General features: G+C 70.1%; 20 protein-coding genes. 9 read left to right on the plus strand and 11 right to left on the minus strand.

Features of this window, described 5'->3' with window-relative positions; translation table 11 throughout:
* Window positions 1-133 precede the first annotated feature (133 nt).
* Window positions 134-2233 carry a DUF222 domain-containing protein gene (locus tag HALOF300_RS24845; protein WP_197522823.1) on the plus strand — a complete coding sequence of 700 codons (2100 nt, stop codon included), beginning with the start codon at window positions 134-136 and terminating at the stop codon, window positions 2231-2233.
* A 39-nt stretch (window positions 2234-2272) separates the two neighbouring features.
* Here HALOF300_RS24845 and HALOF300_RS24850 read toward each other — a convergent pair whose 3' ends face one another.
* Complete coding sequence (locus HALOF300_RS24850) at window positions 2273-2893, minus strand: TIGR03086 family metal-binding protein (RefSeq protein ID WP_156743559.1); 621 nt, start codon at window positions 2891-2893, stop codon at window positions 2273-2275.
* A gap of 98 nt (window positions 2894-2991) precedes the next feature.
* Here HALOF300_RS24850 and HALOF300_RS24855 point away from each other — a divergent pair, with 98 nt between their 5' ends.
* Window positions 2992-3849 carry a helix-turn-helix domain-containing protein gene (locus tag HALOF300_RS24855; RefSeq protein ID WP_156743560.1) on the plus strand — a complete coding sequence of 286 codons (858 nt, stop codon included), beginning with the start codon at window positions 2992-2994 and terminating at the stop codon, window positions 3847-3849.
* 62 nt (window positions 3850-3911) lie between these two features.
* Here HALOF300_RS24855 and HALOF300_RS24860 read toward each other — a convergent pair whose 3' ends face one another.
* The 7 genes from HALOF300_RS24860 to iolC all read right to left on the minus strand — a co-directional run bounded on the left by HALOF300_RS24860 (window position 3912) and on the right by iolC (window position 12331).
* Window positions 3912-4922: a Gfo/Idh/MocA family oxidoreductase gene (locus HALOF300_RS24860; protein WP_156743561.1), complete on the minus strand. Its 1011-nt coding sequence runs from the start codon at window positions 4920-4922 to the stop codon at window positions 3912-3914.
* A 49-nt stretch (window positions 4923-4971) separates the two neighbouring features.
* Window positions 4972-5907, minus strand: a complete 936-nt coding sequence (locus HALOF300_RS24865) for a TIM barrel protein (protein ID WP_156743562.1) — start codon at window positions 5905-5907, stop codon at window positions 4972-4974.
* 104 nt (window positions 5908-6011) lie between these two features.
* A complete protein-coding gene (locus HALOF300_RS24870) occupies window positions 6012-7508 on the minus strand; it encodes a CoA-acylating methylmalonate-semialdehyde dehydrogenase (protein WP_156743563.1) in 1497 nt (498 codons plus the stop codon).
* A gap of 29 nt (window positions 7509-7537) precedes the next feature.
* Window positions 7538-9493, minus strand: a complete 1956-nt coding sequence (gene iolD, locus HALOF300_RS24875) for a 3D-(3,5/4)-trihydroxycyclohexane-1,2-dione acylhydrolase (decyclizing) (protein ID WP_156743564.1) — start codon at window positions 9491-9493, stop codon at window positions 7538-7540.
* Window positions 9490-10440, minus strand: a complete 951-nt coding sequence (gene iolB / locus HALOF300_RS24880; protein ID WP_231955739.1) for a 5-deoxy-glucuronate isomerase — start codon at window positions 10438-10440, stop codon at window positions 9490-9492. The genes iolD and iolB overlap by 4 nt, the downstream gene beginning before the upstream one ends.
* On the minus strand, window positions 10437-11309 hold the full coding sequence (locus HALOF300_RS24885; RefSeq protein ID WP_156743616.1) for a Cgl0159 family (beta/alpha)8-fold protein: 873 nt from the start codon (window positions 11307-11309) through the stop codon (window positions 10437-10439). Before HALOF300_RS24885 ends, iolB begins: the two co-directional genes overlap by 4 nt.
* A gap of 38 nt (window positions 11310-11347) precedes the next feature.
* Window positions 11348-12331: a 5-dehydro-2-deoxygluconokinase gene (gene iolC / locus HALOF300_RS24890; protein ID WP_156743565.1), complete on the minus strand. Its 984-nt coding sequence runs from the start codon at window positions 12329-12331 to the stop codon at window positions 11348-11350.
* Window positions 12332-12595: 264 nt separating this feature from the next.
* Here iolC and HALOF300_RS24895 point away from each other — a divergent pair, with 264 nt between their 5' ends.
* The 6 genes from HALOF300_RS24895 to HALOF300_RS24920 all read left to right on the plus strand — a co-directional run bounded on the left by HALOF300_RS24895 (window position 12596) and on the right by HALOF300_RS24920 (window position 19127).
* Window positions 12596-13363: a GntR family transcriptional regulator gene (locus tag HALOF300_RS24895; protein WP_231955741.1), complete on the plus strand. Its 768-nt coding sequence runs from the start codon at window positions 12596-12598 to the stop codon at window positions 13361-13363.
* A 160-nt stretch (window positions 13364-13523) separates the two neighbouring features.
* Window positions 13524-14798 carry an ABC transporter substrate-binding protein gene (locus HALOF300_RS24900; RefSeq protein WP_156743566.1) on the plus strand — a complete coding sequence of 425 codons (1275 nt, stop codon included), beginning with the start codon at window positions 13524-13526 and terminating at the stop codon, window positions 14796-14798.
* Between the two features lie 88 nt (window positions 14799-14886).
* Window positions 14887-15822 (plus strand): carbohydrate ABC transporter permease, encoded by a 936-nt coding sequence (locus tag HALOF300_RS24905; protein ID WP_231955742.1) that lies wholly within the window; start codon window positions 14887-14889, stop codon window positions 15820-15822.
* The gene (locus tag HALOF300_RS24910; RefSeq protein WP_156743567.1) at window positions 15819-16643 is read left to right on the plus strand and encodes a carbohydrate ABC transporter permease; all 825 of its coding nucleotides are present in this window, start codon (window positions 15819-15821) and stop codon (window positions 16641-16643) included. Before HALOF300_RS24905 ends, HALOF300_RS24910 begins: the two co-directional genes overlap by 4 nt.
* Before the next feature lies 1 nt (window position 16644).
* A complete protein-coding gene (locus HALOF300_RS24915; RefSeq protein WP_156743568.1) occupies window positions 16645-18366 on the plus strand; it encodes a hypothetical protein in 1722 nt (573 codons plus the stop codon).
* A gap of 11 nt (window positions 18367-18377) precedes the next feature.
* Window positions 18378-19127, plus strand: a complete 750-nt coding sequence (locus HALOF300_RS24920) for a class I SAM-dependent methyltransferase (protein ID WP_156743569.1) — start codon at window positions 18378-18380, stop codon at window positions 19125-19127.
* Here the strand turns inward: HALOF300_RS24920 and HALOF300_RS24925 are convergent, their stop codons facing one another.
* Window positions 19128-19592 (minus strand): DUF6194 family protein, encoded by a 465-nt coding sequence (locus HALOF300_RS24925; protein WP_197522824.1) that lies wholly within the window; start codon window positions 19590-19592, stop codon window positions 19128-19130.
* Window positions 19593-19630: 38 nt separating this feature from the next.
* On the opposite strand from HALOF300_RS24925, the gene HALOF300_RS24930 reads away from it, so the two are divergent.
* Window positions 19631-20494, plus strand: coding sequence for a MerR family transcriptional regulator (locus HALOF300_RS24930; protein WP_231955743.1), 864 nt, complete (start codon window positions 19631-19633; stop codon window positions 20492-20494).
* 51 nt (window positions 20495-20545) lie between these two features.
* Here HALOF300_RS24930 and HALOF300_RS24935 read toward each other — a convergent pair whose 3' ends face one another.
* Together HALOF300_RS24935 and HALOF300_RS24940 are read right to left on the minus strand one after the other, a co-directional pair.
* Window positions 20546-21355: a family 1 encapsulin nanocompartment shell protein gene (locus tag HALOF300_RS24935; protein WP_156743570.1), complete on the minus strand. Its 810-nt coding sequence runs from the start codon at window positions 21353-21355 to the stop codon at window positions 20546-20548.
* Entirely contained in the window at window positions 21352-21747 is a 396-nt protein-coding gene (locus HALOF300_RS24940; protein ID WP_231955744.1) for a ferritin family protein, read from the minus strand. Before HALOF300_RS24940 ends, HALOF300_RS24935 begins: the two co-directional genes overlap by 4 nt.
* Between the last annotated feature and the right edge of the window lie 5 nt (window positions 21748-21752).

Below are 21752 nucleotides of genomic sequence, written 5' to 3' on the forward strand. Positions count from 1 at the left end.
CTGTTTGTCGGCGGGCAGGCGTAGGATGGAACACATGTTCGAGGTCGATAGTGAGGATGCCTCTCCGCAGGCTATGACGCGCCTACGGGGGTGCTGTGAGCACTGTGCCGAGGCAGTTGGTGGCGCGGTACGCGTGATCGATTACGACACGCTGGATGAGGCCGCGTTGGCGTCGTTGTCACCGTCGGAGTTGGCTGAGGTGGCCGCATTCGAGCGGGAGCTGGAGTATCAGGACTGGTTCTCGGAGTTCGTCGGTACGCCCGAGGATCTGATCGGTGAGGGTGATCTCGGCGGCGTGGTCGGACCCGAGGAGAGCCAGGGTGACGGGTCTGCCGCCCCGGGCGCTGGACCGGTCCGGGCTCCCAGCACGGGCAGTCCTGGGGTGTTCCCGGCCGAGGTGCCGGTGGATCTGGGTGGTGACGGTCTGCCGCGGGTGGATGCGCAGGCGTTGTCGTCTCGCCCGGTCGACGGGTTCTTGGTCGATGAGCTCACGCGCGCGGACCTGACCGGCCTCGACGACTACGAACTCGTCGACGCCCTGGGATGTTACCGGCGCCTGGAATCCGTGGCCGCGGCGGGGGTGCGGGAGGTCGCCGCGGAGCTTGCCTCGCGGGCGTCGATGGTGATGCCCCGGCCGCGGGCGGTCGGGCGGCGGGTGGTGTTCCGGGAGTCGTTGGCCGCGGACGAGATCGCGGCGAAGGTCGGGTGTTCGAAGCAGGAAGCGAACCGGTTGGTCCGGGTCGGGCAGTTCCTGGGCGGGATCGCCGCCCCCACCGGGCAGGCGCTCCTTCGGGGTGAGATCGATGCGGCTAAGGCCGATGTGATCGCGGTCGCGGTCTCGGTGTTGGAGGCCGAGGCCGCGTTCGAGGTCCAGGACGAGCTGTTGCCGAAGGCGGTGTTGTGGACCAGGCACCGGGTCAGCCAGGAGGTCGCAAAACTGGTCGCTGCCGCTGACCCGGCGCAGTTCACCCAACGCGCCGCCCAGGCCAGCACCCGCCGGTATGTGGGCCGGGCCCGGATCGATGTCGACGGGATGGCCTCCCACACCGTGTACTGGCCCGCCGCGGACGCCCTCGGCCTGGATCTGCTGCTGGATAGTGCGGCGTCCTCGGCGAAGGCCGCCGGGGACCTCCGGACCCTGGAGCAGTTGCGTGCCGATGTCATGGCCGACATCGTCGCCCACGGGCTGAACACGGGCCAGGTCGGCGACCTGACCGGCTTCACCTTCCAACTCCAGACCGGCGCCTGCACCCACGACCACGACGGTCATGGCCACGGCGCCGCTGACGCGGGCGCGGATTCAGAAACCGGAACTTCCACCGCCGGTCCGGCGGGCGGGTCCGAGGGAACGAGTGCGCCCAGGACCGCTTCGAGCGGCGAGTCGGAGGGGACAGCTGCGTCCACGACCGGTCCGGCGGGCGAGACCGAGGGAACGAGTGCGCCCAGCACTGCTTCGAGCGGCGAGTCGGAGGGGACAGCTGCGTCCACGACCGGCCCGGCGAACGAGGCCGAGGGAACGAGTGCGCCCGTCGCTCCCGCAGGTGCTGGGACTGGTGCCGGCTCGCAGGGTGCGTTCCTGGGGTCCTGGCACGGCGCCGATACCGGGACCGACCCCCGGGTCTTCCCACCCGCCCGGGGGCAAGGGCTGCCCCGGGTCTGGCCCGTCGGAGTCCTCGGTGGACGCCGCGCCCAGATCCTCATCCGCGTCTCCCTGACGACCCTGATGGGCGGCGACGACCCCGGTGACGTCGAAGGACTCGGCCCCATCCCCGCCGACGTCGCCCGCGCGTTCGCCGCCGGCGGCACCTGGCGGCGCCTGGTCACCGACCCCATCTCCGACCGGGTCCTGGACTACGGCACCACCCGCTATGAACCCCCGCAGAACATGAGTGACCGGATCAAGGAGAACGAGCCGTACTGCACCGCGCCCGGCTGCTCGGCCACCGCCCGGATGACCGAACTCGACCACCGCGTCCCGTTCCCTCTCGGACCCACCAGCGACGACAATCTCGACCCTAAGTGCCGACGCTGCCACGTCCTGAAGACCCACGGCGACTTCGAAGACGAGGTCGACGAACACGGCAACCGGTTCTGGCGCACCCCCACCGGCCACGTCTACATGCGCACCCCCGACGGCACCATCACCGAACTCCCCAGAACCCGGCCCTCCAGCGCTGGCCACGGCCCCACCTACCGCACCGCACCCGACCCCGACGAACCACCACCCTTCTGAGCCATGGACTCACTGACAGAAGGCTGGAGGTCCCGGCCCTCAGGCGGCGCGACCCAGGCGGGCGAGCAGGCGGGTCTGGCGATCGGCGCCGTCGGGCGGGTCGACGGCCTGCCCACAGATGCCGTCCATGTAGAGGGTCGGGCCGAAACTGTCCGCGCCGGCTTCGATCATGTCGAGTTCGTACTCGGTGAGTGCCTCGTCGCCCCCGGTGGCCCGCGCGATGTCCCAGCGGTGCACCACCATGTCCCAGACGTAGAACCGCTCGAACGTCGCACCGATGGTGGTCGGACCGAAGAAGCCGTCGAACCCCTGTGCGGAGATCGCGGGGTCGGCGAGCAGTGCCGAGACTCGCGCGGAGTGCACGCGCCAGGCGGCCGCGGGATCCGCATCGACGTCCGGCGCCGGGCCGAGGTGCAGTTCCTGTCCAGTGAGGAACTCGCGCTGCGTCTCGATCAGGTGGCGGACCACGTCCCTGGCCGACCAACCCTCGCACGGCGAGCTGGCGGACCAGCCGTCGCTCGGGACCGAGCCGAGGAGCGCGAGCAACGGCTCGCCGACCCGACGGTGGGCCGCCGCGATGCCAGGCGCGCTGGCGGCGCCGGTCGCGGCCGTCGTACTGGTCGTATCGGTGGTGCTGTCGGTCGTATTGGTCGTACTCATCGGGACACTCCGAACTGGTTGGCGACCTGCGCAGCTACGGCCGCGCTGGTGAACTCTGATGCCGACGACGCTAGGGCCATGAGGCAGGCTGGGTCTTGATGAAATCCGACAGCGGCAGCTTGCGACCCATCGACGCGATCGAGCGGGCGCATCTGAAGGAGCCCGGGGACGCCTCCCACACCATGTTCCGGTACGAGCCGGAGCCGGACCTGCGCGGCCTCGTGGAGCGGTTCTGGATCCCGGTGTGGTCAGTGCCGCCCGGGCACGAGGCGCCCCAGCGCGTGCTCCAGTACCCGCACTGCCTGTTCGTCATCACGAACACCTACGCCCGGTTCTATGGCGTGGTCTCGGGGCTGTCGACAACCACACTCACGGGGAACGGATGGGCCGTCGGCGTCATGTGCGCACCGTCGGCCGGCCACCTGCTCACGGGTCGGTCGATCTCGGAGTACACGGACGCCTACGTCCCCATCGCCGACGTGCTCGGAGCCACGGGAGAGCCGCTCGTCGAACGGGTCCGGGCGGCGATGGCGTCCGAACCGGCTGCGCCCACGGCTCACGGCGAGGCCATGGCGGCCTACACCGACGTGCTGCGTGGCTACCTGCCGGTGGACGAGGACGGCCTGCTGATCAACGCCGTCGTCGCGTTCGTCGAGCGGAACCCGGACGTGCTTCGGGTGGCTCAGGTCTGCGCGGAGTTCGACCTGACCGAGCGCTCCCTGCAGCGGCTGGTGCGGCGCCGGGTCGGGCTGAGTCCGAAGTGGCTGATCCAGCGGCGCCGGCTGCAGGAGGCGGCGCAGCGGCTACGCGAGCAGCCGAGCAGCCTCGCCGAGGTCGCAGCCGTGCTCGGGTACGCGGACCAGGCCCACTTCAGCCGCGACTTCACCCGGGTCACGGCCGTGACGCCGGGGGAGTTCGCGAAGACGTGGGCAGGCGGTGCCACCCCTGCCTCATGAGCAAGGGCCCGACGGCGGCCAGTCCCGTCTCGTAGGCAACCCCCCGACGGCGGCCCGGCACCTCAGGCGTAGAAGGCCGGCTTCTCGATCAGCTCGACGGCGAACTCCTGCGACCCGTCCGCACGCAGAGACCGCACGCCCGCGTCGCAGACCACGGCCGCGGCGTACCCGTCCCAGCTCGACGGCCCGACGATCTCGCCGGCCTGCACGGAGTTGATCCACTCCTGCAGCTCGGTGTTGAACGCCGCCTCGAACCGCTCGTTGTAGTCCGCGGCGATCCGGTTGCTGCGCCCGGCCGTGCCGGTGCGCACGATCGCGTTCTGGTCGCCGAGCGCGACCGCACCGCGCTCGGCCACGACCTCGCAACCGATGTCGTAGCCGTAGGTGTTGTTGACGAAGATCTCGACGTCGATGAGCACATCGGAGGTGGTCCGTAACACCAGCACCAGCGGGTCGGACAGGTGCGGGAAGCGATTCGTGGTCCGCTTCGGCTTGTCGACTCGTGCGGACACGATCTCCTCGCCGAGCAGGAACCGCATCACGTCGATCTCGTGGATGGCGGTGTCCGTGATGGACATCCCCTCGAGATAGTTCTCGGGCGAGCTCGGGTTCCGGTGCCGGTTGTGCACCATCAGCGCCTCGCCGACGTCGCCGCTGTCCAGGACGGCCTTGAGCTCCCGGTATCCGGCGTCGTACCGGCGCATGAACCCCACCTGCACGAGGCGCCGGCCGCCACGCTGCTCGGCTGCCATGATGCGTAGGCACTCCGCGGCGGTGGGCGCCAGCGGCTTCTCGCAGAACACCGGCTTGCCGGCCTCGATCGCGCGGACCACGGAGCCCTCGTGTGCGGGACCGAAGCTGGTGACGATGACCGCGTCCACGTCCTCGGCTTCGATCAGCGCCGCGTCGTCGGCGTACACCGTCGCACCGATCGGATCCGCCACCCGTTGCGCGTGGGCCGGATCGATGTCGGTGACCGCGACCACCCGCCCGCGGGCCAGCTTGTCGGTGATCCGGGCGATGTGGGAGCGGCCGATGCCGCCGGGTCCGATGATGCCGATACGAACGCTCATGTGATGGTCCTCGTGGTCGCGTGCTGTGGTGCGTGACGTTCAGATGGGTTCAGAGCAGGCCGAGCCCGCACTCGGCCAGGTACTCGCGGGTCTTGATGGCGTTCGGCAGCGGCATGGCCGGATCGGCGGGGTACAGGTCCTGTTCGAGGATCACGTACAGGTCCTTGTCCAGGTCTGCCAGCGCGTCGATCAGCTGCGGCATGTCCGGCTCACCGGCCGGCGGCCGCACCGACGCACCTCGCGCCACCGCCTCGCCGAACGGCCAGTCCAGCTCGTGGGCCTGCCGCACGAGCTCCGGGTCGAAGGCCTTGATGTGCACGTACGCGATCCGCTCCGGGTAGGTCCGGATCATCTCGATCGGATCACCCTCGCCGTAGACGATGTGGCCGGTGTCCAGGCAGAAGTTCACATACTCCGGGTCCGTCGCCGCGAACACCCGCTCGATGTCCTTGGGCGTCTCGATGTGGGAGTCGCCGTGCGGGTGCAGCACCATCTTCAGCCCGTAGTCGGACTTGAGGAGCTTGCCGAGCCGGTTCGCGTTCCGCACGTACAGGTCCCACGCCGCCGGGGTGAGCTCCCGATCGTCGATGAACTCCCAGGTCTTGTCGTCCCGGAACAGCGGCGGCAGGTGCACGATGTACTCCGCGCCGACCTCCGCGTGCGTGGCCGCGATCGCCCGGAACGTTCGTTCCGTCTCCGCCCAGGCCTCCTCCTTGTGCAGGATGCCCCAGCCGGTGCCGGCGACGACCCGGAACCCGCGGGCGTCCATCTCCTCCTGCAGCCGCCCGGGGTCGGTGGGGAAGTAGCCGAACGGGCCGGTCTCCATCACCGAGAACTGCGCCTGCGCCATCTCGTCCAGGGCCGTGGCCCACGGGATCTGCTGCTCGTCCTCCGGGAACCACACGCCCCACTGGTCGGGGCACACGCCGACGGTGAGCTTGTTGTAGCGCGGGTCGGGGTTGTTGGCCTTGCTCGGCTGGGTCATGGGTCGGGCCTTCTGTGATGGACGACGGCGGAGGTCAGGTCGGGTGCGGCGGCTGCGGTCCGCAGCCGGGCCGGGTCGTGAGCCGGCCGTTGGTTCGGTCGGGGTCAGTCGGTGGTGCTCGGGAAACTCATGCTGGCCTCCACCTGGCTGTCCCGGTGCGGCCAGCGGGTGGTGATGACCTTGTTGCGGGTGTAGAACCGCACGGCCTCCGGGCCGTGGGCGTGGTGGTCGCCGAACAGGGAATCCTTCCACCCACCGAACGAGTAGTAGGCAACCGGGGTCGGGATCGGCACGTTCACGCCGACCATGCCGGCCTCCACGCCGTGGCTGTAGCGACGCGCGGCTTCACCGGAGTTCGTGAAGATCGCCGAGCCGTTGCCGAAGGGGGAGGAGTTCACCAGTTCGAGCGCCTCGTCGAGGTCGGCCACCCGGAGCACGGTCAGCAGCGGGCCGAAGATCTCGTCGCGGTAGGCGGACATCTCGGGGGTGACGTTGTCCAGCAGGGTGGGCCCCACGAAGTAGCCGTTCTCGTGGCCGCGCACGGTGAGGTCACGGCCGTCCACCACAACGCCGGCACCGGCCTCGATCGCGTCGGTGGCGCTGCGGATCACGCGTTCGCGCGCCTGCGCGGTGATGACCGGTCCCATGTCCGTGGCGGGATCGGAGCCGGGGCCGACGGTGATCTTCTCGGCCTCGGCCTTCAGCGCAGCGACGAGCGGTTCCGCGGCACCACCGACGGCCACGGCCACCGGCACGGCCATGCACCGCTGGCCGGCGGACCCGAACGCACCCGAGGAGATCTGCGCCGCCGCGAACTCGAAGTCCGCGTCCGGCATCACCACGGCATGGTTGTTCGCACCGCCGAGGGCTTGCACCCGCTTGCCGTTCGCGATCCCGACCTGCTGCACGTACCGGGCGATCGGGGTGGAGCCCACGAACGAGACGGCTCCGACACCAGGGTGCGCCAGTAGCGCGTCGACCGTGTCCTTGCCGCCGTGCACCACCTGGAACACGCCGTCGGGCAGCCCGGCCTCGGCGTACAGGCGCGCGACGAAGTTCGCGGCGGAGGGGTCCCGCTCGGAGGGCTTGAGGATGAACGCATTACCGCATCCGATCGCGACCGGGTGCATCCACATCGGGACCATCACCGGGAAGTTGAACGGGGTGATCCCGGCCACCACCCCGACCGGCTGCCGCAGGCTGTGCACGTCGACGCCAGTGGAGGCGTCGGCGCTGAACTCACCCTTGTTCGCCTGGTTGATCCCACACGCGAAGTCCAGCGTCTCGCGGCCACGGCCGATCTCGCCGATGGCGTCGTCCACCGTCTTGCCGTGTTCGGCCGAGATGACCCGGGCGAGTTCATCGGTGTTGGCGACCACCAGCTCGCGCATCCGGAACAGGATCTCGGTGCGCCGGGCCAGCGAGGTCGCCGCCCATGCCCGCTGGGCGGTGCGCGCCGCGGCGACGGCGGCGTCGACCACGCCCTGATCGGCCGTGGCCAGTTCGGCGATGACCGCACCGGTGGCCGGGTCATGGACGGGCGTGAACGGGCCCGCTCCGTCGACCTCGGTGCCGTCGATCCAGTGCTTGATGGTCCTCATCTGGGGACTTCCTCCTCGGTACGGTTCGCTCACAGGTAGTGGCGCTGGTTCTTCTTCGCCTCGAGGTAGGCCTCATGGGCGATGCGGGTGCTGGCCAGCCGGGACTCGGCGGCCACGGGGACATCCCACCAGGCCGACGACGGCGGGTTCGGGCCCTGCAGGTCGGTCTCGATGTGGATCACGGTGGCCCGCGGCGCGGCTGCGGCCGTGGCGTAGGCGTCCCGGAACTCCTCGATCGTCGCGGTCTCGATCACGTCGAGGCCGAAGCTGCGGGCGTTCGCGACCAGGTCCAGCGGCACGGGCGGGCCGTCCAGCAGGTCGGTGTCGTCCGTACGCATCCGGTACCGGGTGCCGAACCGCTGCGAACCCACCGACTCCGACAATGCCCCGATCGAGGCGTACCCATGGTTCTGCAGGAGCACCACGATCACCTTGAGGTTCTCGGCGACGATCGTCGCGAGCTCGGCCGGCATCATCTGGTAGGTCCCGTCGCCCACGATCGCGACGACCTCACGCTCGGGCGCGGCCAGCTTGGCGCCCATCGCGGCCGGGATCTCGTAGCCCATGCACGAGTAGCCGTACTCCAGGTGGTACTGGTGCGGGCTCCTGGCCCGCCAGAGGGCCTGCAGGTCACCGGGCATCGACCCGGCCGCGTTGATCAGGATGTCCTCGTCGCCCATGAGTTCGTTCAGGGCGCCGAACACCTCGGTCTGGGCAGGCAGCGGGCCGTGGCCGCGGTGGTAGCACTCGTCCGTGACGGCGGCCCACTCGGCGGCGAGCCGGGTGGACCGGGTCTCATAGGCGGGATCCACGCGGTGCCCGGCGAGGGCCTCGGTGAGCGCGCGCAAGCCTTCCCGGGCATCGGCCACGACCATGTCCGCGGCGTGCTTTGCCGCGTCGAACGCGAGCACGTTGACGTTCACGAAGGCGACGTCGCGGTCAGCGAACACGGTGTGACTGGCGGTGGTGAAGTCCGTGTACCGGGTGCCCACCCCGATCACCAGGTCCGCCTCGGCGGCGAGGGCGTTCGCAGCCGCGGTGCCGGTGGCCCCGACCCCGCCGACGGCACTCGGGTGGTCGAACGCGATCGCGCCCTTGCCGGCCTGCGTGTCCGCGACCGGGATCCCGGTCGCGTCGGCGAAGGCGGCCAGTTCGGCGCTCGCCTCGGAATAGATGACGCCGCCGCCGGCCACGAGGAGCGGGCGCTTCGCCGCGCGGATGGCAGCGGTGGCGCGAGCCAGCGCCGCGGTCTCGGGGACGGGCCGGGCCACGTGCCAGACCCGCCTGCGGAAGAACTCGACCGGCCAGTCGTGGCCCTCGGCCTGCACGTCCTGCGGCAGGCACAACGTCACCGCGCCGGTCTCCGCCGGGTCGGTGAGCACCCGCATCGCGGCCAGCGCGCTCGGGATCAGCTGCTCCGGCCGGTTGATCCGGTCCCAGAACCGCGACACCGGCTTGAACGCGTCGTTCACCGAGACGTCGAGGCTGCGCGGGTCCTCCAGCTGCTGCAGCACCGGGTCCGGGAACCGGGTCGCGAAGATGTCCGAGGGCAGCAACAGCACCGGGATCCGGTCGATCGTCGCCAGTGCAGCACCCGTCACCATGTTCGTCGAGCCCGGCCCGATCGAAGCCGTGCACGCCATCGTCTGCAGGCGGTTCTTCGTCCGCGCGAAGGCGACGGCGGCATGCACCATGGCCTGTTCGTTGCGGGCGTGGAAGTACTTCAGCCGGTCCTCACCGGGCGCGGGGTCGACCTCGTTCTGAACGAGCGCCTGGCCGATCCCGGCCACGTTCCCGTGCCCGAAGATCCCGAAGACGCCCGCGAACAGGGCCTGCTCGACGCCGTCACGCTCGGTGTACTGAGCCGCGAGGAACCGGACCAGCGCCTGGCCGACGGTCAGTCGCTCGGTCGAGGACCCGGGTGGCTGGCCGCCAGGCTGCCGGTCGGTTCGGTCGCTCGGTCGCTCGTCCGGTGCAGCACTCATGAGTGGCCCTCCCGGCCCTCGGCCGGCGTGCCGTTCATCGGCAGCCGGGGATCGATGTCCTGGTCGTTCCAGGTGTCGCGGATCCAGTGGTGGGCCGGGTCGTCGGTCATCAGCCACTGCTGGTCGCTTGCCGGCCCGGCCATGACGTTCAGGTAGTACAGGTCGTAGCCAGGGGCCGCCATCGACGGTCCGTGGTAGCCGTGCGGGGTGAGCACCACGTCCCCGGTACGCACTTCCTCGGTCAGCTCGAGCGGTCGCTCGTCGGTGCCGTAGGTGCGGTGGAACGCGAAACCTGGTCCGGCGGGTCCGGGCGCGACCTCGAAGTAGTAGATCTCCTCGAGCTCACGCTCGTCGTCGGTGTGCTCGTCGTGCTTGTGCGGGGGATAGGAGGACCAGTTGCCGCCTGGGGTGAGAACCTCGCAGACGAGCAGGTGGTCGGTGTCCAGGTCGTTGCCGAGCGCGTAGTTGTTCACCTGCCGCGAGCACGTGCCGGCCCCACGCAGTTCGACGCGGACCTCATCGGCACCGCGGTGGCTGACCGGGAGCCGACGGCTCGCCCGTGCGCTCGGTAGCGCGAACCGGCCACCGGCTGCGGACGTGATCGTCACCGTGGCGCCGATCGGGATGTAGAGGTGGTCGGTGACGGCACCGAACACGTCAGGTCGACCCTGGAGGGCGAAGGTCTGCTCTCCCTCGGTGTCCGTGGTCACCGTGACCGTGCAGGCTCCCGCCAGTGGCAGCACCAGCAGTTCGTCGGGTCCCGTCTTCAGCTCCTGGCTGCCGCCGGCTGGCAGGTCCAGGATCCGCAGCCCGCTGAACGCCCAGCCGGCGTCCTCGGGACCGAGATCGACACTGAAGGACCCGGCGGCACCGGTGCCGGCCCGCACGAGCAGCCGCGCAGGCGTGCCGGCCGTATTCGCTGCATTCGTCTCGTGCGTTGCGCTCACAGCACCGACACCGCCCGGTCCACGGCGGCCTCGACGTCGTCGTCCGGCGGGTACAGCAGCGACCGGCCGATGATCAGGCCCTTCACTCCGGGCACCCGCACGGCCCGGGCCCAGCCCTCGGCTGCGGCATTCGGGTCTGGGTCGACCTCGCCTCCGAGGATCAGGGCGGGCAGGGACGTCGCGGCCATCACGCGTTCCATCTCGGGTACGTACGGCAGCTTGAGCCAGGTGCGGGCGGACGTCCGTCCGAGGCCGGCGGCGATGGTCACCGAACGGATGACCGCCTCCACCGAGAGGTCGTTGCGGACCCTGCCCTCTACCCGCGTGGAGATGAACGGCTCCACCATGGCCATCACCCCCGCGTCGGCGAGCGCGTCGACCGCCCGGGCCGCCGACTCCATGGTGGCCACGGAGGCCGGGTCGCGGTAGTCGATGCGCAGGAGCATCTTGCCGCCATCGAGCCCGGAGGAGACGATGCCGTCGGCGTCGTAGCCCGTGAACCGGTCATCCAGCTCGAAGTCCGCACCGGCGAGACCTCCCCGGTTCATCGACCCGTACACGAGTTTGCCGTCGAGGGCGCCGAGCAGAGCCAGCTCCTCGACGATCTCCGCGGTGCCGAGGAAACCGTGCACCCCCGGGCGGGCCAGGGCAGCCGAGCATCGCAGGAGCAGGTCTCGCCGGTCCGCCATGGCCAGCGGCTCGGGGCCGGCAGCCAGGGAGCCGCGGGCCGGGTGGTCCGCGGCGATGATCATCAGCCGGGCGCTCGGGTCGGTCGGGAACACACCGCGTGGCCGGGCCGCGAGGACCTCGGCGATGCGCTCCGGGTGATGGGTGCGCAACTCCCGGATCTCCTCCAGGGCGGCCGCCATCCCAGTCGCGTGGGCCGTGGGGCGGATCGTCGGAGCGCTCACGCGACCCGCTCGAGGTCGTTGGGGGAGCGACCCTCGTCGATCACGGCGAGCACCTCGGCCTCGCTGGGCATCGCCGTCGAGCACTCCAGGCGGCCGGCGACGATGGCGCCCGCCGCGCTGGCGGCCGTGATGATCCGGTCCAGCGACCAGCCGGCCAGAAGGCCGTGGCACAGCGCGCCGCCGAAGGCGTCTCCCGCACCGAGCCCGTTCACGACGTCCACCGGAACCGGCGGGACCTCCACTCGCTCCTCGCGGGTCTTGGCGAGGGTGCCCTCGGGCCCGCGCTTGACGATCGCCAGTTCCACGCCGGCCTCGAGCAGGGCGTCCGCGGCCCGGTCCGGGTCGGACTCGCCGACGGCCACCTCGCACTCCTCGCGGTTTCCGACGGCGATCGTGACGCCGGTCAGGAACTCGCGGACCTGGGTGGTCGCCTCGGCCGGGTCCGCCCAGAACATGGGCCGGTAGTCCAGGTCGAGGATGGTGTGCTCGCGCCGCCCCCGCAGCGCCAGGGCGGCATGGTGGGCGGACCGGCTCGGCTCCTCGGACAGCCCGGTCACGGAGAACCACATGATCCGGGCGTCCCGCACCGCATCGGCCGGGAGGTCGCCCGGCGTCAGCTGCAGGTCCGGCGCGCTCGGCTGCCGGTAGAAGTAGATCGGGAAGTGGTCCGGCGGGAACATCTCGCAGAACGTCACCGGGGTGTTCAGTACCTCGCTCGTGATCACGAACTCGTCGCTGACGCCGAGGCGGCGCATCTCCCGGCGCACGTACACCCCGAACGGGTCGTTGCCCACGCCGGTGAGCACGGCCGCGCTGTGGCCGTGCCGGGCCGAGGCCACCGCCACGTTCATCGGGCTGCCGCCCAGGAACTTGCCGAAGGTGGTCACGTCCTCCAGGCCCACACCGATCTGGAGCGGGTAGATGTCCACCCCGGACCGGCCCATCGTGAGGACCTCCGCGGGCGTCGTTGGCGCCGTCATCGTCTCTGTCAACCCCTCTGCCCACCATTGGGGCGGCTTCACCCACTGCTCGCGGGCGACCTCGGTACTCCGCCACCGGGGCGGGTCTCAACCGTGCCCCATCGCGGCGCGGCACGTCAAGTCTTTGTCCGGACATATGGACTTTAGGCTTTGCGACGCGTTAGCGTGACCGCAGGTTCGCTGCGTGAGGGAGCGTATGGGTGTGGCCGCCCCGTCGACGATCGAGGTCGACGAGGGACGGCCGATGGCTGCAAGGAGGGGGACATGGAGATGGACACCGCAAGCACGGGGCAGACCGTGCATCTGCCGCGGGTCGCGCTGGACCGCTCGAGCCCGGTGCCGTTGTATCACCAGATCGCCGAGGCCATGAAGGCCATGATCACCTCCGGTGACCTGCCGGCCGGGACCCGGGTGGAGAACGAGCTCGCGATGGCGGCCCGGCTCGGGGTGTCCCGCCCGACCGCGCGGCGCGCCTTCCAGGACCTCGTCGAGCAGGGTCTGCTGATCCGCCGGCGCGGCATCGGGACGCAGGTCGCGTCGGAGCTGATCCGCCGCCCGGTCGAGCTGACCAGCCTGTACGACGACCTGGCGGCCGCGGGCCGAACCCCCCGCACCGAGGTGCTCAGCCTCGAGTCCCACCCGGCCGACCACATCATCGCCGAGCGTCTCGGCGTCGAACCGGGCGCCGAGGTCGTCACGATCGAGCGGCTGCGGTTCGCCGATGACGAACCGCTGGCCCTGATGACGAACCACGTCCGCGCGGAGCTCGCCCCGAGCGCGGCCGAGCTCGCCGAGGTCGGCCTGTACGCTGCCCTGCGCGCCACCGGTGTGCAGATGAGGCTGGCCCGTCAGACGATCGGTGCCCGGCTCGCGACCGCGGCCGAGGCACGTGTCCTGGACGAACGGCCAAGGGCTGCCCTGCTCACCATGGAGCGGATCGCCTTCGACGACGTGAACGCCGTCGTGGAGTTCGGTTCGCATCTGTACCGGGGGTCGCGGTACACGTTCGACACCACCGTCGTGGCTCGATAGCGCGAGCCCAGACTGGTAAGAATGTGCGTATGTCCGTACAAAGGTTGACAGCCGATGTGAGCGCTAACTAGATTGCCCTGGACGCGCCCTCGGGGCGGGCCACGGACACAGGAGTCGTGCGGGCAACCACGGGGTTGACCGCGGTAGAGAGGAATCATTGATGAATCCAGTTCTGGGACGCCGCCAGCTCATGCTCGGCGGGATCGCGGGTACGGCTGCCGTGGGACTCGGCCTCTCGGCCTGCTCCGATGGTGCGGGCAGCGGCGGCGAGGGCGGTGAGGTGACGCACATGCAGTTCTTCCTCTCCGGGGACGCGAACCAGGGCGGCGGCTACGCCCACATGGCCGCCAAGTACCAGGAGGAGACCGGCATCGAGGTCGAGATCGTGGACGTCGCGAACGAGGACCTCACCACGAAGCTCAAGAACGCGGCGCTGGCGAACGACCTGCCCGCGCTGGCCCGGGTCGGCAGCATCGATGCCACCTGGAAGGACGTCACGATGGACCTCCGGGAGATCCTGGACACCAACGACGTCAAGTCCGAACTCGCCGCCATCGACCCCGACGGCAAGGTGCTGTCCCTGCCCAGCGACATCACCGCCGTCGGGATGTTCCTGAACAAGACCCTCTTCGACGCGGCCGGCGCGACCTACCCGGCCGTGGGTGAGGAGCCGTGGACCTGGGACGAGTTCACCGAGACGATCCGGTCCGTCCAGACCGCGACCGGCGCCTCCTACGGCATGGTCATGGACCGCTCGGCGCACCGACTGAAGGCGTTCCTGTACGAGTTCGGCTCCAACACCTTCGAGCTGGTCGACGGCGCGTTCGAGACGAACGAGAACACCAAGCCCGCGCTGGAGTACTTCTACGCACTGAATGACGACTCGTTCATGCCGCGCTCGGTGTGGCTGTCCGACGGCGACCCGAACGGCCTGTTCAAGAGCGGCGACGTGGTCGCGTACTGCTCGGGTTCCTGGCAGATCGCCGACTTCGCGGTGAACATCGCAGACTTCGAGTGGGTCAGCGTGTACATGCCGAAGCAGCCGGTCCGGGTGACGAACTACGGCAACGCCGCCTCGATCGTGGTCTTCGAGGGCACCGGTCAGGAGCAGGCCGCGCTGGACTTCGTGAACTGGCTCTACACGCCGGAGAACTACACCGAGCTGTCCGAGACGTCCGGCTTCCTGCCGGCCGTGAACGGCATCACCGTCACCTACGCCGACAACGCCGAGGCCTTCGAGCTGTACAACGAGGAGATCGAGGCCTCCGACGAGGTCGCGGCCCGGCTGAAGACCCAGGACCTCGAGGGCGAGATCGAGGGCCGGACCCTCGAGGGCGACCCGCTGCGCGACGAGACGGTCAAGTACCTCAACGACGAGCAGGACGTGGACACCACGATCGCGAACATCATCGAGCTGCTGAACGCCTCGCTCTGAGCAGCAGCGAACACGGGCGGTGCGCCACATTGCGAACGGGGCGCACCGCCGTCGAGCATCACCCACACCTTCCTCCAGGAGGCTCGCCTTGGCGGCCACGACCCAAACCCCCGAAGTGGCCACGGCCACCCCGCCCAGACGCAGGCTTGCCTCGATCCGGCGCGGCCAGACGATCGCGCCGCTGATATTCATCGCGGCCGCCGTGGTGCTGTTCGCGCTGTTCTTCGTCTGGCCGGGCGCGCTCGGACTGTGGTACTCGTTCACCGACTACCGGGGCGTCGGGGATCCCGAGTTCATCGGCGTCGAGAACTACGCGGCACTGTTCCAGGACGCGACGTTCTACTCGGTGCTCGGCCGGACGGCGTTCTACACGCTGCTCTCGGTGCCGCTGCACTTCGTGATCTCCCTCGGGATCGCGGTGCTGGTCACCACCCGGAACGCGAAGGGGAAGGTGCCGGCCCGGGTCGTGTTCTTCATGCCCTGGCTGATCTCACCGATCGTCAACGGGGTGATCTGGCGCTGGCTGTTCGGGGAGAACTTCGGCTTCGTCAACTACCTGCTCAGTCTCGTCGGCGTCGATGCGGTCCCGTGGCAGACCGACGCCAACCTCTCCCTGGCCGTGGTGCTGTTCGCGTCCTCGTGGGGCGGCACCGCGTTCAACATGCTGCTGTTCATGGCCGCTCTGAAGAACATCCCGCGCTCCTACCTGGAGGCCGCCGAGATCGACGGTGCGACCGGGTGGCAGCGGTTCCGGCACATCACGCTGCCGCTGCTGGCGCCGACGTCGTTCCTGGTCGTCCTTCTCACCACGATCGGGTCGATGAAGGAGTTCGCGATGATCCAGGCGCTGAACGGCGGTGGCCCGGGCACCGAGAACATGCTGATGGTGCAGTACATCTACCGGACCGGATTCGAGCGCTCCGAGATCGGCTACGCGAGCGCCGCGTCCATGGTGCTGATGGTGATCCTGATCGTGGTCGCCGTCATCCAGTTGCGCTTCGACAAGGGCAGTGACCAATCATGATGACCAAGCTCCGTTCCTATGGGCCGGCCACCCTGCTGCTCTGGGTGCTCGTGCTCATCTACCTGTTCCCGGTGGCCTGGTTCATCCTCAGCTCGTTCAAGCCGGGCAGTGAGCTGTTCAGCCTGCCGCTGTCGATCCTGCCCGAGAACTGGACCTTCTCCGGCTACATCACCGCATGGAACCGGTTCAACTTCGCCCAGTACTTCTTCAACACCGGGCTGGTCGCGGTCGTCACCACCGTGCTCACCGTGTTCGTCTCGGCGATGACCGGGTACGCCCTGGCGAAGTACAAGGCGAAGTGGCTGAGCATCTTCTTCATCTGCATCCTGGCCACCACGATGCTGCCGACCGAGGTGATCATGCCGTCGACGTTCGTGGTGATCCGGGACCTCGGCCTGTACAACCAGCTGGCCGGCATCATCGTGCCGTCGATCATCACCGCGACCGGGATCTTCATGTTCCGGCAGTACTTCAAGACCGTGCCGGACGAGCTGCTCGAGGCGGCCCGGATCGACGGCGTTGGGGAGATCCGGGCGTTCTTCTCGATCATGCTGCCGCTGGCCAAGCCGATCGCGGTGACCCTGGCGATCTTCTCGTTCCAGTGGCGCTGGAACGACTACATCTGGCCGCTGCTGGTCCTGAACGACCCGAACCGCTACACGCTGCAGCTCGCGCTGCGGTCGATCGTGGGTGCGGACAACATCGACTGGTCTGTGCTGCTGTCCGCGTCCGTCATCTCGCTGGTCCCTATGGTTATCTTGTTCTTCGTGTTCCAGAAGCAGATCATGAACGCCGATATGAACTCGGGTCTGAAGGACTGACTTGGACTTCCACGCTCTCATCACCGAACGTTCCGACCAGGTCCTCACCACATTGCTCGATGGCGCACCAGCCCACCACGGGGGACACCGCGGCGTCATGACGAAGGTGCGCACCGCCGTCGTCTGCTATCTGAACCCGGACTCCCGCTGGCGCGGCGACCCCGTGGCCCTGGCCGCCGCGGACGACTGGCTCGCCGAGCTGGAGGCACTGCAGGCCGACGGCGGACTGTTCAGTTCCGGCGACAACCTCGCCTCGCCGCCGGACTCGAGCTTCACGATCAACGACGTGGCGCAGGTCCGGTCGCTGATCGAGGCGGCGACGGACGGTCCCGACGGGACAGTCCACGCACTGGCGAACCTCGCCGACCGGCTCGCCGTGATCTGCGACCGGATCGCACCGGCCCTGGTCGCGGGCGGCGTGCACACCCCGAACCACCGGTGGGAGATCGGCGCCGCGCTGGCCCGGCTGCACGAGCTCTCACCGAATGCCGAGGTGCTCGCCCGGTTGCGTGCCTGGCTGGCCGAGGGGGTCGATGTCGACGGCGACGGGCTGTACTCCGAACGGTCCGCGAACTACGCGGCGCATGTCTCCAACCCGTGTCTGATCGCCATCGCGCGGGTGCTCCAGGCTCCCGACCTGCTCGACGTGGTGCACCGGAACCTGCACGCGTACGCGGTCCTGACCGACCCGGACGGGATCGTCGAGACGGTGTTCTCCCGGCGCCAGGACCAGAAGACGACCACCTTCGGCGCGGCAGCCTTTGCGATGCAGGCGAGGCGGTTCGCGCTGGCCAGAGACTGTGCGGGTTGTGCCGACTTCGCGCGGCTCGCGCAGGACGGCACCGGGCTGGACGCCGTCGGAGCACTCGCCGAGGTACTGGCGGAGCCGGCCCTCGCGGGCGAGCTGCCGGACGTCCCGCTCGTGGACGAGTCGGGGACCGGCACCGGTTCCGGCCCAGGGCGTACCCCGGGCTGGGGCGCCCCGCTCGTCTTCGGCGGCGCGGGCCTGGCCGTGTGGCGGTCCGTGGCGCGCACCCTGACCGTCTACGGCGGCTCGGACGTGCCGCACATGGGGCGGGTCGCGTCCGGGCTCGCCTGCAACCCGACCTTCGTGCGCCTGCGCTCGGGCGCGGCGGTGCTGGAGTCGGTGCGCCTGTCCCGGGATTTCTTCGGCATGGGGCCGTTCCGCAGCCACGGGTTGCGCCTGTCCGACGGCGATGCGGAGTTGTCCGACGTCCTCACCACCGGCTACTACCAGCCGATCGACCCGTTGCTGGCCGATCCCGACGGGCACTACGACCTCGAGTTCGAGGGCCGGTTCGCCGCTGCGATGAGCTTCTCCGAGCGCGCCCGGGACCGGGTCCGGATGGGAACCCTGGTGCGGGTGCGGCCTCGTCCGGGCGGGTTCGAGCTCACGGTCGGCTTCGAGGGCCTGACCACCGCCTTCGCGATCGAGCTCGCATTCCGCCCGGGGGGCACGGTGGCTGGCGCGCGGGAGCTCGGTGCGGACGCCTACGAGCTGGTCGCGGGCACCGGCAGCTACACGGTGGGGTCCGACACCCTGACGTTCGGTCCAGGCAACGGCTCCGGCGCCGACCGTCCGGCGGAGTACCACCCCGGGGAGGCGTACACGTTCCTCGGTGGAACGGATGCGTTGACCGGCCCGCGGGTCTACATCACCGGCCGTACGTCGGAGCCGGTCACCCTGGCCGTCGGTTCCTGACAGGGGCGGTGATGGGTTCCGGTGCGGTGTGGTCCGAGCTCGCCCCGGAGTGGGCGGCGCACTGGGGTGGCGTGGCCGCACCTGTGCACCAGCGGCTCATCGAGGCGACCGGGACCGGACCGGGGACGCGCGTCCTCGACGTCGGCTGCGGCAGCGGTGAGTTCCTCGCCGCGCTGAGCGCGGCCGGCGCGGTGGTCGCCGGGGCCGACCCGGCGCCGGCGATGCTCGACCTCGCCCGGGTCCGCGCGCCGGAGGCCGATCTGCGACCGGCCGGGTTCGAGGACCTGCCCTGGTCCGCCGACAGCCAGGACGTGGTCACCGCCGTGAATGCGCTGCAGTTCGCGGACGACACCGTGGACGCCCTCACCGAGGCGGCCCGAGTCTCCCGGCCCGGTGGGCTGATCGCGATCGCGAACTGGGCCGAGGGTGCGCTCAGCGACCTGGACGCGATCGAAGCGGCGCTGGCGGCCGAGGCGGGCGAGGATCCGGGTCCGGATGGTGACCTGCGCGTGCCCGGCGGGCTCGAGGAGGTGCTCTCCGAGGCGGGCTTGAGCGTGCGCGAGGCCGGACTGGTCGACGTGCCCTGGGTGGTTCCGGACGCCGTCGCCCTCGTTCGTGGCGTGCTGCTCGGCGAGGACGCGGCCGCGCAGGCGGCGGGGACGGCCACGGTCCTGGAGGCGGCGCGGGCGTTCCGGACGCCCGACGACGGGTACCGGTTGGTCAACCGGTTCCGGTTCGCCGTCGGTGTGGTCCCGGCGTAGTCAGTCGTCCTGACGGCGACGCCGGCGTGCCGCCGCAGCCTCGTGTGCGTCACGGACCAGCTCGAGGGCGAGGTCGCCGGTGTCGTCCGCCGGGTTCACGATCGCGATCCAGCCGAGCGCGGAGTACACGGGGTGCGGCAGGACCACGTCCGTTGCACCGAAGTCCCGGTCGTGCCTGGCGTCACCGGGGGTCTCGCCGGTGAGTTCGGTGAAGCGGGACCGGCCCACGTGGATGTTCAGGCGCCAGCGCCCGGACGGATCCAGACCGGAGGCGGTGTCGTCCGGGTAGTCCTTCGTCACGATGGTCGCGTACGGCTGGGTGTTCGTGGGCACGTGACCGTCCGGTGCGTAGTAGAAGAAGGTGTCGCCCCAGGCCAGCTCCGGGAACTCGGACCCCGGCCCGGGGGCGAGCACGAGGGATCCGGGCAGGGCATACACGGCGGCGATGATCTGTTCCATAGTCATGGTTCAAGTCTGACCTTCAAGTGCATATGTGGGGTTTCATGGACGCACGCGGTGAACTCATGCGGGATGACGGTTCGGAGGCCACGCTGCGCACGGTCGAGGTGGCTCGGCGTTCCGGTTACTCGGTGCAGCAGGTCCGGGACCTGGAGCGGCTCGGGGTGATCCCTGCGGCGCCCCGATCCGTGAACGGCTACCGGCGCTACACGCAGGTGCACGTGAGTGCGCTGCGGGCCTACCGGGCACTGGCGGTCGCGGCGGGACCGGTCCCGGCACGCCGGCTCCTGCGGGACCTGAGGTCGTCCACGGTCTCCGACGCCGCGGCCGCGATCTCCGCACTGCATGCGCGACTTCACCGCGAGCGTGGTGACCTGCTCGCGGCCCAGGATGCGCTGCGCGCCATCGCCGCGGAGTCCGAGGGGGCTTCCTCCGACGGGCTCGCCGAGCGTGGTGCGGCCGAGCCGTCCGGGGCCGCCGGCGGTGTGCCGGTTCCGACCGACGCGATGAGCATCACCGAACTCGCGCAGGCTCTCGACGTCCGCACCTCGACGCTGCGCCACTGGGAGCACGAGGGTCTCCTGCGCCCGGACCGGGTGACGTCGCTGCGGGTGCGCAGCTATGACCTGCAGGCGACTCGGACGGCCCGGATCGTCGCCGCACTGCGCGGCGCCGGCTACGGCGTCGACGCCGTGCGCGACCTGGTGGCTCGGCTGGGGCACGACGTCGTGGTGGCGTCCGGCATCGTCGACGCACGTCTCGAGCAGCTCGGCACCCGCACCGTCGCCCTGCTCCGGGCCGGCGCGGACCTTGCCGACCTGATCGCGGCGCCCCACATCACCACGACCCACCCGACCCCACCACCCACGCCAGGCCGCCGAGCGCAACCCTGCAACGTTCCAACCTGAGGTTGGAACGTTGCAGGGTTGCGTTGGAGTACGGCGGGCGGCGGAGTCCGGCTATTCGTCGGACAGCTCGACGGCCGCTTCCGGGGTCGCCACGTGGAACGTGAACGACTCCTCCAGGTACAGGTGCACCGAGTCCGCGTCGTGGTGGTCGTAACCGATCGCGAAATCCTGGCCGGCCGTGAACAGGAAGTCGCCGCCGCGCATGCTCATCACTGTGCCACCGCGGAGGCCGGGAACCCACACGATAGGACCGCCCTGCAGGATCTTGCGCAGGTGGTCGAAGAGCGGGTAGCCGCCGTTCTCGGCGGACTCGATCACCTCGGTGTAGTCGGACGGGCCGAGGGCCAGCCCGTACGGCCCCGCGATGCCCGTGCGCAGCAGCGTCGCGACGGCGGCGGCCACCTGCTGCGGGTAGTGCGTGGCGTCCGGGTCGTGCGGGAGGGCCCGATGCGTGCTCGCCTGCGTGATGCCGGTGAGGCCGGCCTCGGACCAGCCGTGCATGATCGCGGCGTTCTCCACCTCGGCGATCCGCACCGCAGCTTCGTCCAGGGCGGTCAGGTCCGGATCCGGTGCGCCGCGGTCAGCCGCGGCGAGCTCCTCGCGGGAGACGGTGAAGTCCGCCCGCACCTCGACCATGGCCAACACCGTGCGCGCCCGCGCGATCACGCCCGGCGCGGGCGAGTCGGCGACCGGCCCCACCCGGCCCAGGTTCGTGGCCGAGGCCGACCAGCCGAGCGGACCGGAGAAGTCCACCAGCTTGCGTGCACCCAGCGCCACGGTCAGCCGTTCGGTGGCCTCCGCGTCGAGCTGGTCCCAGGCGGCCGAAGAGATCGGAGCGTGCGATCGGAGGAGGTGGTTCATAGTCCCTGACCCTTCAGCGACCCGATGCCCAAGGTGCCCGGGGCGTCGGAAGTACCTGCGCCGTCGGGCGCTCGGCCGGAACCGGCGCCCTCCTCGGCCGCGCCACCGTTCGCGACGATGTCGCCGTCCTGGAACAGCACCCCGCGGGCGATCTCCGCCCAGAGCGGCTTGGCGCGGAACAGGAACTCCAGCTCCATGGAGAAGTGCTTGTACTCCTCCTTGAGCGAGTCGAGCATGATCGCCCGGGAGACCTCGTTCGGCTCCACCGAGATGCGCTGCTCGTACCAGCCGATGGCCTCGGCCTCCTCGGCCAGGCTCGCGCACATCCGGGCGAACGTACGGGTCTCGGCGGAGAGTTCCTCCGGTGGCTCGTGGTACTGGTCGGTCGGCATCCTGC

This window comes from Occultella aeris (assembly GCF_902703175.1).
In the GTDB taxonomy this organism is placed as follows: domain Bacteria; phylum Actinomycetota; class Actinomycetes; order Actinomycetales; family Beutenbergiaceae; genus Occultella; species Occultella aeris.

Coding starts and splice junctions, on each gene's coding strand:
- HALOF300_RS24920 (WP_156743569.1), top strand. CDS start 18,378: ATGGGTTCCGGTGCGGTGTGGTCCGAGCTCGCCCCGGAGTGGGCGGCG.
- HALOF300_RS24865 (WP_156743562.1), bottom strand. CDS start 5,907: ATGACCCAGCCGAGCAAGGCCAACAACCCCGACCCGCGCTACAACAAG.
- HALOF300_RS24885 (WP_156743616.1), bottom strand. CDS start 11,309: ATGGCGGCCGCCCTGGAGGAGATCCGGGAGTTGCGCACCCATCACCCG.
- HALOF300_RS24860 (WP_156743561.1), bottom strand. CDS start 4,922: ATGAGCGTTCGTATCGGCATCATCGGACCCGGCGGCATCGGCCGCTCC.
- HALOF300_RS24895 (WP_231955741.1), top strand. CDS start 12,596: ATGGAGATGGACACCGCAAGCACGGGGCAGACCGTGCATCTGCCGCGG.
- iolD (WP_156743564.1), bottom strand. CDS start 9,493: ATGAGTGCTGCACCGGACGAGCGACCGAGCGACCGAACCGACCGGCAG.
- HALOF300_RS24900 (WP_156743566.1), top strand. CDS start 13,524: ATGAATCCAGTTCTGGGACGCCGCCAGCTCATGCTCGGCGGGATCGCG.
- HALOF300_RS24940 (WP_231955744.1), bottom strand. CDS start 21,747: ATGCCGACCGACCAGTACCACGAGCCACCGGAGGAACTCTCCGCCGAG.
- iolC (WP_156743565.1), bottom strand. CDS start 12,331: ATGACGGCGCCAACGACGCCCGCGGAGGTCCTCACGATGGGCCGGTCC.
- HALOF300_RS24910 (WP_156743567.1), top strand. CDS start 15,819: ATGATGACCAAGCTCCGTTCCTATGGGCCGGCCACCCTGCTGCTCTGG.
- HALOF300_RS24855 (WP_156743560.1), top strand. CDS start 2,992: ATGAAATCCGACAGCGGCAGCTTGCGACCCATCGACGCGATCGAGCGG.
- HALOF300_RS24870 (WP_156743563.1), bottom strand. CDS start 7,508: ATGAGGACCATCAAGCACTGGATCGACGGCACCGAGGTCGACGGAGCG.
- HALOF300_RS24935 (WP_156743570.1), bottom strand. CDS start 21,355: ATGAACCACCTCCTCCGATCGCACGCTCCGATCTCTTCGGCCGCCTGG.
- HALOF300_RS24925 (WP_197522824.1), bottom strand. CDS start 19,592: ATGACTATGGAACAGATCATCGCCGCCGTGTATGCCCTGCCCGGATCC.
- HALOF300_RS24930 (WP_231955743.1), top strand. CDS start 19,631: ATGGACGCACGCGGTGAACTCATGCGGGATGACGGTTCGGAGGCCACG.
- HALOF300_RS24850 (WP_156743559.1), bottom strand. CDS start 2,893: ATGAGTACGACCAATACGACCGACAGCACCACCGATACGACCAGTACG.